The organism is Marinomonas vaga (genome assembly GCF_055388305.1).
This window is the reverse complement of the sequence record NZ_AP043903.1, coordinates 2,921,818-2,936,904: the sequence shown is the minus strand read 5'-3', so window position 1 is coordinate 2,936,904 and position 15,087 is coordinate 2,921,818. Positions and strand designations below refer to the sequence as shown.

16 protein-coding genes are annotated in these 15,087 nt (G+C 47.6%); 10 read left to right on the top strand and 6 right to left on the bottom strand.

Annotated elements, in window-relative coordinates; genetic code table 11:
- The first annotated feature begins 365 nt into the window (after positions 1 to 365).
- From ACZ5DR_RS13760 to tkt, 5 genes are all read left to right on the top strand, one after another.
- A complete protein-coding gene (locus ACZ5DR_RS13760) occupies positions 366 to 1,016 on the top strand; it encodes a DUF2291 family protein (RefSeq protein WP_377367157.1) in 651 nt (216 codons plus the stop codon).
- On the top strand, positions 1,013 to 2,554 hold the full coding sequence (locus ACZ5DR_RS13755; RefSeq protein ID WP_377367155.1) for a sugar ABC transporter ATP-binding protein: 1,542 nt from the start codon (positions 1,013 to 1,015) through the stop codon (positions 2,552 to 2,554). The genes ACZ5DR_RS13760 and ACZ5DR_RS13755 overlap by 4 nt, the downstream gene beginning before the upstream one ends.
- Before the next feature lie 27 nt (positions 2,555 to 2,581).
- Positions 2,582 to 3,634: an ABC transporter permease gene (locus ACZ5DR_RS13750; RefSeq protein WP_377367153.1), complete on the top strand. Its 1,053-nt coding sequence runs from the start codon at positions 2,582 to 2,584 to the stop codon at positions 3,632 to 3,634.
- Positions 3,635 to 3,728: 94 nt separating this feature from the next.
- Entirely contained in the window at positions 3,729 to 4,679 is a 951-nt protein-coding gene (locus ACZ5DR_RS13745; RefSeq protein WP_377367151.1) for a D-ribose ABC transporter substrate-binding protein, read from the top strand.
- Between the two features lie 186 nt (positions 4,680 to 4,865).
- Positions 4,866 to 6,878 carry a transketolase gene (tkt, locus tag ACZ5DR_RS13740; protein WP_377367149.1) on the top strand — a complete coding sequence of 671 codons (2,013 nt, stop codon included), beginning with the start codon at positions 4,866 to 4,868 and terminating at the stop codon, positions 6,876 to 6,878.
- Positions 6,879 to 7,016: 138 nt separating this feature from the next.
- Here tkt and ACZ5DR_RS13735 read toward each other — a convergent pair whose 3' ends face one another.
- Both ACZ5DR_RS13735 and ACZ5DR_RS13730 read right to left on the bottom strand, forming a co-directional pair.
- On the bottom strand, positions 7,017 to 7,508 hold the full coding sequence (locus tag ACZ5DR_RS13735; RefSeq protein ID WP_377367147.1) for a DMT family transporter: 492 nt from the start codon (positions 7,506 to 7,508) through the stop codon (positions 7,017 to 7,019).
- 8 nt (positions 7,509 to 7,516) lie between these two features.
- On the bottom strand, positions 7,517 to 7,951 hold the full coding sequence (locus ACZ5DR_RS13730) for a DMT family transporter (RefSeq protein WP_377367145.1): 435 nt from the start codon (positions 7,949 to 7,951) through the stop codon (positions 7,517 to 7,519).
- Between the two features lie 100 nt (positions 7,952 to 8,051).
- Here ACZ5DR_RS13730 and ACZ5DR_RS13725 point away from each other — a divergent pair, with 100 nt between their 5' ends.
- From ACZ5DR_RS13725 to ACZ5DR_RS13710, 4 genes are all read left to right on the top strand, one after another.
- The gene (locus ACZ5DR_RS13725; RefSeq protein WP_377367143.1) at positions 8,052 to 8,984 is read left to right on the top strand and encodes a LysR family transcriptional regulator; all 933 of its coding nucleotides are present in this window, start codon (positions 8,052 to 8,054) and stop codon (positions 8,982 to 8,984) included.
- Between the two features lie 95 nt (positions 8,985 to 9,079).
- Positions 9,080 to 9,634 (top strand): helix-turn-helix domain-containing protein, encoded by a 555-nt coding sequence (locus ACZ5DR_RS13720; RefSeq protein WP_377367141.1) that lies wholly within the window; start codon positions 9,080 to 9,082, stop codon positions 9,632 to 9,634.
- Positions 9,631 to 10,359, top strand: a complete 729-nt coding sequence (locus ACZ5DR_RS13715) for an AzlC family ABC transporter permease (protein WP_377367139.1) — start codon at positions 9,631 to 9,633, stop codon at positions 10,357 to 10,359. Before ACZ5DR_RS13720 ends, ACZ5DR_RS13715 begins: the two co-directional genes overlap by 4 nt.
- Positions 10,356 to 10,694 (top strand): AzlD domain-containing protein, encoded by a 339-nt coding sequence (locus ACZ5DR_RS13710; protein ID WP_377367137.1) that lies wholly within the window; start codon positions 10,356 to 10,358, stop codon positions 10,692 to 10,694. The genes ACZ5DR_RS13715 and ACZ5DR_RS13710 overlap by 4 nt, the downstream gene beginning before the upstream one ends.
- Before the next feature lie 90 nt (positions 10,695 to 10,784).
- On the opposite strand, the gene ACZ5DR_RS13705 is transcribed toward ACZ5DR_RS13710, so the two are convergent.
- A complete protein-coding gene (locus ACZ5DR_RS13705) occupies positions 10,785 to 11,423 on the bottom strand; it encodes a peroxiredoxin-like family protein (protein ID WP_377367135.1) in 639 nt (212 codons plus the stop codon).
- A gap of 124 nt (positions 11,424 to 11,547) precedes the next feature.
- On the opposite strand from ACZ5DR_RS13705, the gene ACZ5DR_RS13700 reads away from it, so the two are divergent.
- A complete protein-coding gene (locus ACZ5DR_RS13700) occupies positions 11,548 to 12,114 on the top strand; it encodes a TetR/AcrR family transcriptional regulator (protein WP_377367133.1) in 567 nt (188 codons plus the stop codon).
- On the opposite strand, the gene ACZ5DR_RS13695 is transcribed toward ACZ5DR_RS13700, so the two are convergent.
- Genes ACZ5DR_RS13695 through ACZ5DR_RS13685 form a run of 3 tightly spaced genes read right to left on the bottom strand, consistent with a single transcriptional unit; the run spans position 12,115 to position 15,066 of the window.
- Positions 12,115 to 13,185, bottom strand: coding sequence for a FecCD family ABC transporter permease (locus ACZ5DR_RS13695; RefSeq protein WP_377367130.1), 1,071 nt, complete (start codon positions 13,183 to 13,185; stop codon positions 12,115 to 12,117). It lies immediately after the preceding gene.
- Positions 13,185 to 14,228 (bottom strand): FecCD family ABC transporter permease, encoded by a 1,044-nt coding sequence (locus tag ACZ5DR_RS13690; RefSeq protein WP_377367128.1) that lies wholly within the window; start codon positions 14,226 to 14,228, stop codon positions 13,185 to 13,187. The genes ACZ5DR_RS13695 and ACZ5DR_RS13690 overlap by 1 nt, the downstream gene beginning before the upstream one ends.
- Entirely contained in the window at positions 14,218 to 15,066 is an 849-nt protein-coding gene (locus ACZ5DR_RS13685) for an ABC transporter ATP-binding protein (protein ID WP_377367126.1), read from the bottom strand. The genes ACZ5DR_RS13690 and ACZ5DR_RS13685 overlap by 11 nt, the downstream gene beginning before the upstream one ends.
- Positions 15,067 to 15,087 lie beyond the last annotated feature (21 nt).

Below are 15,087 nucleotides of genomic sequence, written 5' to 3'. Positions count from 1 at the left end.
GTTCTTACGGTTCTCAAAACCGCTACTCATTACCCTTTTTTAGCGCTGTAATAATGCCACTCCCCTAAGAAGCAGAAATCAAAAGACAGATATTTTTTATAAAACATGTAATAAATTTCATTGACAGTGATTTATTTTTATCCCATTGTAAGTACAAAGATCACACAGACCTCTAAAAACAAATTGATGATCTTGGCTCGATCAAAGACTTATGTTCCCCACAGGACACAAGTTTTAGAGGCAAAACAGCCGGAGTAAAATAAAAATGATAAACACCACTGTGCAACCCAGCTATCGTCTAGCGCTATTGCGTTTGACGCAGGTTGAATCGACTCAAATGTTTACCCTAATTGGTGGAGGTTGCCATGCAAACTCAACTTTCTAACCAGTTAGCGGCCAAAAAACGTAAGCAGCTCCTTGTTGCAGGCATTTTTACTGCGGCAGTGATAGGTGCAATGGCCATCGATACGAAAGTCATCATCAATGGCTCCATTGAAGACCTGCGCCAACAAGCGTTTTCCCCTGACAACTATGCCAAAATTCATTACCCAGACATTAAGCAGTATGTAGAGAACAACGCAGTCGACGCAACTGTCCTCCTTGATGCTTTGCGGGAAGACAAAAAAGCAGCAGGCCAAAAATACGGCGTCGGTGGCGGCATTGGTCCCGTTATCCCTGTTTCCTTAGAAGGCACAGTGACCGAGGGCCGCTCAGGCATCTTCAAAATCAGCATTCCAAGCTTCCCTGACAATCAAACAGTACGAGTTCAAACTGGCCCAGCCCTTAATGGCACGGATCTGCGTGATGCTACTGGGGAAATAAAATTTGGTGAGTTCAAAAACCAAATTGAATATCAAGATGTGGGAGCGGCCATCAACCGAACCATGAAAGCAGAGATCCTTGAAGGTCTTGACCGTGACAACTTGGTGAACAAAACCGTGACGGTCACAGGCGTATTTCGCTTAATCAATGCCAAAAACTGGCTTATTACGCCAGTAGGGATGGATGTGAAATGAGCCTAGCCTACAACAACCTTCCAACAGTGGATGAAGTGGTTCTGGAAGCACGCAATATTGCCAAGTCTTTTGGGAACACCCACGCCCTCAAAGGGGTGAACTTCGATATTCACCGGGGGCAAGTGACAACCCTATTTGGTGAAAACGGTGCTGGTAAGTCTACCCTGATGAAAATTTTATCTGGAGTGATTACCCCCACATCCGGTGAAATCGTTTTAGATGGTCAATCCATCCTGTTTAACAATGCCAATGAAGCCCGCGCTAAAGGGATCTCCATTATTCACCAAGAGTTAAGTCTCGCCCCTAACATGAATGTGCGAGACAACATCTTTATGGGTCGGGAGATCATCAAGGGCGGCCAAGTGGACTTCGCAGAAGAAGAGCGCCAAGCCCGTGAGTTAATGGCTGAACTTGAAGAAGACATCGACCCATTAACACCCCTTGAAGAATTGCGCTTAGGTCAGCAACAGATCATTGAAATTGCCCGAGCCATTTCTCAGAAGTCGCGCATCCTCATCATGGATGAACCCACTTCTGCCCTCAGTGCAGCGGAAGTAGAAGTGCTGTTTAAAGTGATCCGCGACCTGACCGCGAAGGGTGTCTCGATTGTCTATATCTCTCACCATTTAGAGGAAGCGCTGACGATTACAGACCATGCCGTGGTTTTGCGAGACGGCACCATGACCGCCTATGCGCCACGTAAAGACATCGACCTTGAGTGGATCGTACGCAACATGGTGGGTGAAAACTTTGATTTGGGCTCCCCTCCAACTGGCTATGAGTTTGGCAGTACAGCTTTGCATGTCAAAAACTTGGTCATCAAGGACACAGGGGGCGGTGATTTTAACGTGGTCGATAACCTATCCATTGATGTGAAAGCCGGTGAAATCGTCTGTGTTTACGGTTTGATGGGAGCTGGCCGCTCAGAATTTATGGAATGTGCTGCGGGCCGCTTAAAAGCCCAAGAAGGACACATTTTATTAGGCGGTGAAGACATTAATAAACTCTCCATCGCAGAGCGTATCCAAGCTGGCTTGGCATTAGTCCCCGAAGATCGTCAAAAAGATGGCCTGGTTCAAACCATGAGCGTGGGACAGAACCTTTCTTTAGCAAGTATCGGCGAATTTACCCGCAAGCTACTGACCTCTAAAGCAGACGAAGACAGCTTAGTTGGCGAATCCATTAAAGCGGTCACAGTAAAAACTTCCGGCGCTGAAGCGGCCATTGGTTCCCTCTCTGGGGGCAACCAACAAAAAGTCGTGATCGGCAAAATGCTTGCAACCGACCCAAAAGTTTTACTTCTGGATGAGCCTAGCCGCGGCATCGACATCGGCGCCAAAGCGGAAGTTTTCAAGCTCTTAGCAGAACGCGCCAAACAAGGTCTTGCTGTGGTCTATTCCACCTCCGAAGTAGCGGAATGCTTGAGTATCGCCCACCGCATTATCGTAATGCACAAGGGCAAAATCTCTGCAGAGTTTGATCACACGGTTTCAAAAGAACAAATTATGGCCGCCTCTGGCGAATCGGTTACCCATTAAGACAATAAGAAAAACTGGAGTTACACCATGTCTGCAACGGCTCAAAAACAAACAGTGCAAGGCGTAAGCGCTGAACCGAAGAAACTTGATATCGGTCGCTTATTACTTGAAGGACGCGCATTCTTTGCTTTGATTGCGATCATTATCTTTTTCTCTTTTATGTCGCCGTACTATTTTACGGTTAACAACTTCCTGATCATGTCATCTCACGTGGCCATTTTTGGGCTGCTGGCTTTAGGCATGTTGCTGGTCATTCTCAATGGCGGCATCGACCTTTCCGTAGGCTCTACCCTGGGATTGTGTGGCGTCTTTGCTGGTTTTTTAATGCAAGGGGTCAACATTGAATTCCTGGGGATGACTTTTTACCCATCCCTTTGGGTGGTAGTGGTTTTGACCTGCTTATTGGGTGCTGCTGTCGGCACCGTTAACGGTGTGCTGGTGGCCCACTTCAAGGTTCCAGCATTCGTGGCAACCTTAGGCACCATGTATGTTGCCCGTGGTATCGCCCTACTCATGACCAATGGCCTCACGTACAACCAATTAGACGGCAAACCTGAGCTTGGCAACACAGGCTTTGAGTGGCTGGGCTTTAACCGTTTAGCAGGCATTCCTATCAGTGTCATCGTATTGGTTGTGGTTGCCGTATTGTGTGGTTTGATGATCAGCCGTACCGCTTTTGGTCGTTGGTTATATGCTTCTGGTGGTAACGAAACCGCTGCGGACCTTTCTGGTGTACCCATCAAACGTGTAAAAGTGACGGTTTACCTTCTGTCTGGCGTTTGCGCTGCCCTAGCTGGCTTGGTTTTGTCTTCACAATTGACCTCTGCTGGTCCAACTGCTGGTACCACCTACGAACTGACCGCCATCGCTGCGGTAGTGATTGGGGGAGCCGCTCTGACCGGTGGTCGTGGTACGGTCCGCGGCACCATCTTGGGCGCCTTGGTGATTGGCTACCTATCCGACGGTCTTGTCATTATTGGGGTTTCGGCTTACTGGCAGACAGTATTTACCGGCACCGTAATCGTTTTAGCAGTTTTGCTTAATAGCCTGCAATACGGCTCCTCTGGCAAGAGTCGCTAAATGAACCTTGCAGTGGTGATGGGTAAAACATCACCACTGCAAACAACTCGCCGACCTTCGGCAAACTCATAAAATAATAAATCGGAGTAATACAATGTTTAAAACTACTAAGCGTTTGTTAGTTGCCTCTACTGCAAGTTTGACTCTTATGGCAAGCAGTGCATGGGCTGATGGCTTGATTTCGATTATCGTAAACGATCCATCAAACCCTTACTGGTACACTGAAGGTCAGGTAGCGAAGCAAACTGCCGAGGACATGGGTTATGACGCTAATGTGGCTGCTCACAAAGGCGACACCAACACCGAAAGTAAATTAATCGACACAGCGATCACCAACCAAGCCAAAGCCATCATCCTTGACCCAGCTAACGCAGATGGCTCAATTGGTGCGGTGCGTAAGGCTATTGCTGCGGACATTCCAGTGATCATCATCAACGCAGAGCTAAACCAAAGCGGTTTAGCAAAAGCGCAGCTTGTTTCTAACAACGCTCAAGGTGCAGCACTGGGTGCAATGCAGTGGGTTGATGCGGTTGGCGATTCTGGTAACTACGTTGAATTGTTTGGCGCCCCAAGTGATAACAACGCTGCCACCCGTTCTAACGGTTTTGAAACAGTGCTAACTCAATACCCAGATCTAAACAAAGTGGCTCAAGAAGTGGCGAACTGGGACCGTACTCAAGGCTACAACAAAATGCAGTCTATCCTGCAAGCAAACCCAAACATCAAAGGCGTGATCTCTGGTAACGATGAGATGGCACTGGGTGCGATTGCAGCTCTTAAAGAGGCAGGCAAGCTTGATCAAGTTAAAGTAGGCGGCTTTGACGGTTCTCCAGATGCTGCAAACGCTATTCTAGACGGCGAAATGGAATACACAGTCCTTCAGCCAGTAGCAATCTTTGCTGCCGAAGCCATCCGTCAAGCGGATAACTTCATCAAAAATGGCACTACTGGTGTCGACACAGAGAAACAGTTGTTTGACTGCTACCTAATCACTAAAGACAACATTGCAAACTACACGTCTGCATTCACATTGTCTGAGTACTAAGCACTTAAACGCTCTTATCAAGGGCACTCTCCAAAGCACGATTTAGGGCTACTCTTGTAGCCCTTCTTTTTCGCCTTAGCGATCATTCTTTCTAATCACTGTGTCTCCCCTCAGACACAGGGCCGATCCGGCCATTCAATTTTTGACACAAACGTTCAGCACACAGTTTGCTGTAGGACACTATTGATGAGCACAATACAACGCAGAACCCTCGCTAACGCCGTACGCGCATTAAGTATGGACGCCGTACAACAAGCCAACTCTGGTCACCCAGGTGCCCCAATGGGCATGGCAGACATCGCCGAAGTCCTGTGGCGAGACTACCTACAACACAACCCTGCGAATCCCCATTGGCCTAATCGTGACCGTTTTATTCTGTCTAACGGTCATGGCTCTATGCTGCTGTACAGTCTGCTGCATTTATCTGGCTATCCACTGACCACGGACGATCTTAAACAATTCCGCCAACTCCATTCTAAAACCCCCGGCCACCCAGAATACGGTTACACCGAAGGAGTTGAAACGACTACGGGACCTTTGGGACAAGGTCTAGCCAACGCAGTGGGCATGGCATTAGCCGAGAAAACCCTAGCGGCACAATTCAACCGTCCAGGATTTGATGTGGTTAACCATTTCACCTATGCCTTTGTGGGGGATGGCTGTCTTATGGAAGGCATATCCCATGAAGTATGCTCTCTGGCAGGGACTCAAGAGTTAGGCAAACTTATCGTATTTTACGATGACAATGGGATCTCCATTGATGGTGAAATCGATGGCTGGTTCACCGACGATACCCCTACTCGATTCCGCTCTTATAACTGGCAAGTAATCAGTGATGTGGACGGCCATGATGCGAAAGCTATTATTGCTGCTATCGAAGAGGCCCGCCGAGACACCTCTCGACCGACCCTGATCTGCTGTAAAACCACCATTGGTTTTGGCTCGCCTAACAAGGCCGGCAGCCATGATTGCCACGGTGCTCCTTTAGGTCAGGATGAGATTCAAGCGACTAAACAAGCGCTAGGTTGGAGCCATGGTCCCTTTGACGTTCCTAACGATGTTTCCCATGCTTGGAATGCCATTGATAAAGGACAAACATTAGAAGCCCTTTGGAAACAATTGTTAGAAGGTTATCAGGCTAAATATCCAGAATTGGCAGAGCAATTCTTGCGTCGTATTGAAGGCTCATTGCCAGAAAACTGGGACCAGATAAAGAAAGACATCCTCGAACAACAAGCCAGTGTGACGGATGCAGTGGCGACCCGTAAATGCTCGCAAAACACCCTGCACTTGTTGGGGGAAAAAATCCCTGAACTGTTAGGAGGCTCTGCGGATTTAGCTCCTTCTAACCTGACCATGTGGAAAGGATCTGAGGCCATTTGCCCTGCCCATCCTAATGGTAACTACCTGCATTATGGCGTCCGAGAATTCGGCATGACTGCCATTATGAATGGTGTGGCCCTCTATGGTGGTTTTATTCCCTATGGGGGAACCTTCCTAATGTTTATGGAATACGCTCGCAATGCGGTGCGCATGTCCGCCCTAATGAATCAAAGAGTCATTCATGTTTACACCCATGACTCTATTGGCTTAGGGGAAGACGGTCCGACCCATCAACCGGTGGAACAAATCACAGCGCTACGTGTGACTCCAAACCTACAAACCTGGCGTCCCTGTGATCAATTTGAAACCACTGTCGCATGGTTAGCCGCCCTTGAACGCAACGAAGGTCCCAGTGCATTCATCTTGTCCCGTCAAAACTTACCCCAGCAGACCCGTGATAGCTTACAGCAACAAAATGCGGTCAAAGGTGGCTACATACTTAAGGCCTGTAGCGGTAAACCTGATGTCATTCTGATCGCTACCGGATCAGAGGTCGCCTTGGCCATGGACAGCGCTAAGACCTTAGAGCAGGAAGGTTATGCCGTTCAAGTCGTCTCCATGCCCTGTGCCGAGCGATTCGCTCAACAGCCAATCTCCTACCGTGACAAGGTATTACCCAAAGAGACCCGTGCACGAGTGGCGATAGAGTGTGGGCACAGTGATTACTGGTACAAATATGTGGGTATCGACGGTGCCGTCATAGGCATAGATCGCTTTGGTGAATCCGCACCAGCCAATGAATTGATGACCTTATTTGGTTTCACTCAGGAGAAGGTCGTTGAGACCGCTAAAAATGTGATCCAAGCACAGGCCTAATTTCTTGATATAGACTTCCAATTCTAGGTAACTACCACTAAAGCGCCTCTTACCAAGCGGTAAGAGGCGCTTTTTTTTTTGCGTAAACATCTCACTTAGCGGAAGTGTCACTAGGTCAATTGGAAGAATCGACATCTGTTATTCTGAAGCAAGTGTTTCCTTGAGTTTGCCATCATCAGACACACTTGTGCTCTTATTGCTTGAATATATGAAGTACAACGCAATACCAAGACAGAGAATTGCCATAAACCGATAGGTTGAAAATGGAATGGGAGTATTCCCCAACCAACCAAAACTATCGATTAACATGCTCATTGTTAACTGCCCAAAAATCACTGCAACCGTTGCGACTGCAGTACCAATACGTTGTACCGCCAGCACCATTATGACGATATAAGGCACACCACACATAGCCCCTAACAATTGCCATTTGGGTACATCCAGCAATGTAACAGGATGCTTTGGCTCAAAATAAAAGATCAATAATGCAGTGATTAATGCACCGACCGAGAATGTAAGAAATGCGGTTTTAAAAACCCCAACTTTATTGCCAAGCTGGCCATTAATGACAGCCTGAATACTTAGCATAGCGCCACCGAAAACCGCTAAAACAATCATTAAAAAAGTCATAATACACCTTAACCTTGAGCAACCATCGCGAGCGCGATAATGATAAAAATGAGTGCAATAATGCGGTTTTTGTCGATTTTTCTCTGGGCGCTACCAAATAGGCCGAAGTGGTCAATAATTAAACTTTTAGAGATTTGCCCAGCTAGAATGCCAATCATCGTCAATGTGACACCTATTACAGGAGCAACGATGGTCAGGATAACCACATAAACGACTCCGAGCACCCCACCGGTTAACTGCCAAGATGGCTGTGAGAAAAATGAAGGACTATTTCGTGGGCTAAAAAACAGCATCAACAAAAACGTTAATACCGAACCGACACCGAAAATACTGAATGTTGCCCATAAATCACCCACTTGCGTTCCTAAGGGACCGAGTAAACCTGCCTCTATGGAAAGCCCCATTCCGCCAGCGATTACGATCATAATTAACAATAATTGCATATAAAAACCGACTCCATTTTTTAAGATGGTGAAGGTTAACCTGTCCGATTATTGAGAAAAATGCCATTATTATACGAACACCTTTGCACTAATTGCATATATGAGTAATTTCGAATCTATAAACCTTAAAAGCTTACTGATATTCATCAGTGTGTATGAGCTAAAAAACTTTTCATTGGTGGCGAGACGGGAAGGCATTTCTGCTTCTCAAGTATCCCGCGTCATTCACAATCTCGAAGACGCATTGGGGCAACAGTTATTTTATCGTAACACCCGTGCAATCATTCCCACTGAAAGCGGGAACCTGTTCATTAAGCACGCCCGCGCAATGACCTCAAATTTCCATGATGCCCGTCAAGAGCTGAGTGAACGTCTACTGGAACCCTCTGGAATTGCCCGAATTAACGCACCGGTCTTTTTTGGACAAAAGCATATTGCTCCCGGCCTATCGAGCCTAAGTGAACGATATCCAGATTTAGAAATAGAACTCACCCTGACAGATGACTTCATTGATCCCATGAAAGATGCTTCCGATATCATATTTCGCATTGGTACGCTCACAGATTCTTCTTATCGGGCTCGTATTATAGGGGAACAGACCTATCACCTTGCCGCATCACCAAACTACATCGAAAACTATGGAATGCCCGAAACACCTGAAGACATAAGCCAGCATAAATGTCTTGTCTACAGTGGTTCATCAGGCCCTAATCGATGGCACTTTCGGCCGCCTGGAAGCGCATGGGTTCACTACCCTATATCGCCTGTTTTAAGCTCGAATAGTGCCGAGTCTCTTCTGACTGCAGCGTTAAATCACATGGGAATTGTATTATTTCCAGACTGGCTAATGGCTGATAGATTACTGAGTGGTGAATTAGTAAAACTGTTACCAAATATTGATTCATCCATTCACACGGAAACACAGACCATTGCAGCCATTTACCCGAATGCACGTCGCCCATCGCTGAATGCAAGAGCCATAATTGATCATTATATTGAAGTGTTTGGATCGCCCTTATACTGGCAACGGTGAGAGAGCTCAATTTCTAGAAATACTCACTCTCATTTTTCATCACTCTTAAATAAATAGTTGACTTATAGCTGTTCCATATATAGAACGTTCTATATATGGAACAACTTTTAGTGCTCATGATGGAAAACCCAAACCTAAACAGTCTTGGACAAAACCTGCAAACCTTACGTTTAGCGCAGGGCTTATCCCTATCCCAACTCGCCAGTAACGCTGGGATTGCAAAATCCAACCTATGCCGTATCGAGCAGGGAGAAGGCAACCCCACCATTGAAACGATTTGGCGTTTAGCGGTGCAGCTAAAAGTCCCGTTTGGGGATCTCATTGCTGGCAGCCATGAATTTTTAGGGGAAGACGGTATTCAAGTGAAATTGGTGGATCAAGGCGCCGATGACCCAAGAGTCGACGTGTATTGGATGTCTTGTGCCTCCAACACCACTAAAGACTCTGAAGCCCATACCCATGGCACGACAGAACGCCTCACCCTTATTAGTGGTGAATTATGGGTGGGACCTACCAACGCCATGACCCGTTTAACCGCTGGGGACACCTTCACCCTGCATGGGGATCAACCCCACTGCTACCAGACTAAAGACCAAGGGGCCACCTTAATGCTGGTGATCACTTATCCAAAACAACAGGACGCACCATGACTACCGCAACCCAATCATTTGTTGAGAATCCTTGGCGACAAGGTGCAAAGGATGCCCTCCCTTTACTCGGCGGCTATATTCCCGTGGCGATTTCCTTTGGTTTGTTTTCGGTTCAATCTGGCTTTGGCATTCTTGAAACCATATTGGTCTCTGTTTTGATCTATGCCGGAGCGTCTCAATTTTTATTTGTGGCTATGGTCGTGTCCGGTGCGCCATTTTGGCTAGTGATTGTCATGACTCTGCTCATCAACTCCCGCCATCTAGTGTATGGGCCCAATATTGCACCCTACCTGCAAAAAGACATCCGTTGGTTGCCCATGATGCATTTGCTGACCGATCAGATCTTTGCATTGGCCCTTACACGGCTACCCGCTATGACACCGAGTGCTCGATTAAGCTGGTATTTTAGTGCCGGTATGATTGCTTGGGTGAGCTGGATTTCTGGAACAGCTCTGGGGGCAATCGCCGGTGACGAGCTGATGCAACGTTGGCCGTTAATCGGTGAAGTGCTGCCTTTTGCGTTACCTGCGCTGTTTTTGGTGATGGTATTACCACGCTGCTCTGACCGCCGCTGGACTGTCACCATGGTGGTAGCAACAGCAAGCGCCATGCTGCTTAAACTGTTTGGCTTTCCCAATATTGCCATTCCGGCCGCTGCCGTGTGTGGTGCCTTGGCCTATTATGCAATCCAACAGTCCCCAGCCAAAAAAGGAGCGGCTTCATGAGTGGTGAAACTTGGCTGATTTTAATAAGCATTGCCTTGGGCACGTTTTTGATCCGCGCACTGCCTTATATGTGGATGGCAAAAAAACTCACCAAGCAAGAAGCTCAAGGAGGCGTGGCAGCCACACCTATCTGGCTCACTATTCTAGGGCCAACGATGATTGCTGCCATGTTTGGCACCTCCTTAATCCCCATCGAACCCTCCCCTTTATCTTGGCTCGCTACGCTGATCGGCTGTGGAGCAACCTACCTAATGTGGCGTCGCACCCGCTCCATGGGCTATCCCATCGTGGTGGGAGTGTTAGTGTTTGGTGGGCTTATTGTGACCTTTGGCTAGATCAGATCCGATCTAACAACTACAACCAGCCCCAATAAAAAAGCCAGAGCGGATTCGTCCACTCTGGCTTTTCTTATCGTCACAAGACTATTACAAAAGCGCCACGAGCTCACTTGGCTCTTGACGGTAAGTGTAATCCGCATCCACAAAGGCATACTCAATAGTACCATCTTGAGAAATGATAAAGGTTGCAGGAATAGGCAGCTCAAACTGACCTTTGCCATTGTGTTTTTCCACGTCTATGCCAAAGCTGGTATAGATCGGACGTAAGGACTCGTCCAACTCAAACACTAAACCTAATTGTTTCGCATATTCGCTGTTTAAATCAGAAAGAACCTCAAACCTCAGCTCATTTTTCTCGCTTGTAGAAAGGGACTGGTCAGGTAACTCAGGGGAAATAGCCACTAAGGTTGCACCACGCTTTTCGATCTTATCTAGCTCAGCTTGAAATGCTCTCAGTTCCATATTGCAGTATGGACACCAGCCGCCACGGTAAAATGTCAGCACCACTTTCCCATTTTGTAACAAGCTTTCTAGGGAACGTTTCTCACCGTTTTGATTAGGCAGTAAAAAAGGCTTCAATGTCTCGCCAACTTTAGGGGCTTGCTCTTCTATTTTGAGATCTTTCAAACGTTGAGTGGCAGACTTCATGGTTTGATGAATGTCACCTGGTAGATTTTTGGCAGCACCTTCCCGACGTTCCGTCAATTGCTCTGATAAAGACATCATCTGTCTCCTATATATTTTGAATGTTCATTCAAAATATAACTAAATCACTCCCCTATCAAGAGTTTTTGAATAATCATTCAAAATAATTTATGATCAATCCATCATTCATTAACAGGTAGTCGAGATGGCTAAAAAAGGGTTTGATCGAGAAACAGTGCTGGATAACGCCATCTTACTGTTTTGGCAGCAAGGCTTTACCGCATCAAGCATGCTCCAAATTGTGCAGGCCACCGGATTGAAACCGGGAAGCCTATACCATGAATTTGATAATAAAGAGGGGCTCTTCCTCGCCTCCTTAACACGTTACTCTGAACGAACAATGGGCTCTATTCGCGAAACCATTGAGCAAAGTGACTCGGTAACCAAAGGGATTCGCCAAATCTTAGCAAGGTTGATTGAAGACACCTTAGACAAACAGTACTGCGGATGTTTTTTAATCAAAACACAACTGGAACTTGCAGCCCAGAATAATGAACTATACCAACTTGCTTCAAAAAAATTAGCCGATACAGAAGACCTATATGGTCAGTATCTTGGCTCGCAGTTCGATCCTGTGATTGCCAAACAATACGCCAAGCAACTCATGATGGTGATCTTCGGCATCAGAGTATATGGTTACCAAGGCAGAGACAAAAACGAACTGACACTTTCCGTCCAACAGCTCTTACCTTGGTTATACCCAAATCACTGATTAGCCTTGTGCAGCATGGCCCCGTCGAAGCAAAAGAATAAACACTGGCACGCCAATCATTGCCGTCATCAGTCCAGCAGGTATTTGAATGGGATCCACCAGTGTGCGCCCCAATAAATCCGCCAAGGCCACGATAACCGCCCCAACGGACGCACAAATCAGTAATTGCAAGCCACTCCCAGAATGACAAAGGCGTCGAGTAATATGGGGAGCAATCAGGCCAATAAAACCAAGGGGGCCCACTACTGCTGTTGCCACAGCGGCAAGTCCTACGGCTAAGCAAATCAACCCCGTACGTAAGCGTATTAATGAAACTCCTAAGCCGACCGCCGTGGCTTCCCCCATTGCCAACGTGGGCATGGCGCGACTGACGGTCATAACGATGGGTAACATCACCGCAAACCAAACCGCTAACAAACCCACATCACTCCAATCTACACCATTGATACTGCCACTGAGCCAGGCCAAAGCCGACATAGCCTGATCAATTTTACCGTAGGTCATTAAGGCAGACGTAATGGCATTAATAAAAGCGGCCACGCCAATCCCCATGAGGATAAAACGGATTGAGCCTTTTCCCTGACGACTCCCACTCAACCATTGAATCACTCCTGCAATGACTAATGCCCCTAAAAGAGCCAGCCAAGCACGCCAAGCTTCAACGCCTTCAGGCCACAGAACAGTCGCCAAGACCACCGCAACCCCCGCCCCTTGAGATATTCCGACCAAAGATGGATCGGCCAAAGGATTGCGGGTGGCGCTTTGAAGTGCTGCACCAGAGAGGGCCAACATGGCTCCCACCAACATCGCCGCCAATACCCTAGGAAAACGGAATGACCAAACGATCGTATTTACGGATTCACTGGAAGCACCTCCGAAAAGCGCTTGCGACAGCTGCTCAAAGGACAAAGGGTAGCTTCCAAGGGACAAACTGAGCATGATCAGTAAAGCACATAACACCCAAAGTAATAGTAAAACCCCTAACGCCCGGATCCCTAAACGAATAGAAAGACGCTCATCTAATGCTCGAATAACCAACCTTTTCGGCTGAAAAGTATCAATAAACCACATTAACGCGCCCTTTTACGAACTAGATAAATAAACAATGGAGCCCCAATCATAGCGGTAATGATACCGGTCGAGATTTCCTCAGGACGGATCAAGACTCGCGCAACCATATCCACTCCCAGAAGATAAATAGCCCCCACAAAAGCGGAATACGGCACCACCCAGCGATAGTCTGACCCTACGAATAAGCGCACCACATGGGGCACTACCAAGCCAACAAATCCTAAAGGGCCCGCCAGAGACACAGAGCAAGCCGTCAGCACAACCACACAAATAAGCACCTGCCCTTTCAACCATGCGGTATTCGCCCCCACGCCTTTCGCCATGGCATCACCCATGGCCAGCACTGTCACTTTACGGGAGATTCCCAACGCAAAAAGCAACATCAACACAATGGCTGGCACCGTTATAGCAACATCTTCCAAACGACGCCCTGCAAGAGAGCCTGCCAACCAAACCCGCAGCTGTTCGAATGTGTCTTGGCTCAGCAAATGCACCATGGAAATCAAGGTCCCTAAAAAGGCCGTGATGGCCGCACCTGTCAGGGTTAACGCCAAAGGTGTGGCACCTCCAGGAACAGATTGAGCAATGATCCATACACCAGAGGCCGTTAAGAAAGCACCTAGGGCCGCAACCCCCGGTAGTAAATCCGCTGGCACAGCGGGATACAGGGCTACCACCATCACTACAGCGAAGGATGCTCCCGCCATGAGTCCTAAAATACCTGGCTCAGCTAACGGGTTTCGAGTGACGCCCTGCATCAGGGCCCCCGCGACACTCAGGCTGGCCCCGACTAAAATCGCCACAAATGCCCGAGGTAAACGAATATTCTGAATGATCAGGTGATTAAAGTTACCCGCGTCATAGTGAAACAAAGCACTGTACACCTCTCGTACAGGCAGTGAGGTGGCTCCCACTGCCACATGCCAGATCAATGCAAGACCTAACAGCCCCGCCATGATCAATAACCCAAGACTGTGACGCCCCCAAAACTTGTATTTAAAAAACTGTTTGGGTGGAGCCACTGGTTTTGATTCAGCACTCATTATGATCACCCACTGTATTCCCCGAGCAAACCGGCCTTACCCCATAATCTGGGACGCAAATTAACTGCTTGGATTCAGGCTCCTCAAATACGTTGGCATCTAAATCAAATACCTTCTTCAAATTTGACCGAGTAAAAACGTCCCTTGGCTTGCCCTGCTCACAAATAACGCCTTGGCGCATCATCACCAGATAATCCCCATAGGCAGCGGCCAGATTCAACTCATGCAACACAACCACCAAGGTACGCTGATGTTCATGGGCAAGCTGTACCAGCAGATTCATCAGATCAACCTGTACCTTTAAATCTAAGTAGGTTGTGGGTTCGTCTAACAATACAAGGTCTGTTTCTTGGGCCAACACCATGGCAATCCAGCATCGCTGACGCTGCCCACCTGACAAATCATCCACCAGGCGGTCTTCGAATTCCCTCACTTGCGTAATATCCATGGCTCGATTCACTGCGGTCTCATCGTCAGCCGACCATTGTCTGAACAAACTCTGATGGGAAAATCGACCTTGGGAAACCAGCTCCTTCACGGTCAAACCTTCCGGTGCAATAGGCCCCTGAGGCAGCACTGCGAGCTTTTTCGCCACGTCACGGGTTTGGTATTGGTGAATGTCTTTACCTTCTAGTAATACTTGCCCCCCCTGAGGCTGAAGAATGCGTGACAAGGTTTTTAACAAAGTGGATTTGCCACTGCCATTAGGTCCAATGAGCACAGTGACCTGATTGGGGGGCACCTTAAAATCCACGCCTTTTAATATTGGGGTTTCTCCGTAGCCGACGGTTAAATCAGCCCCAACCAGCCGAGAATTTTTGGGGTCTTGCTTATTCATTTACATCTACCAACACTATTT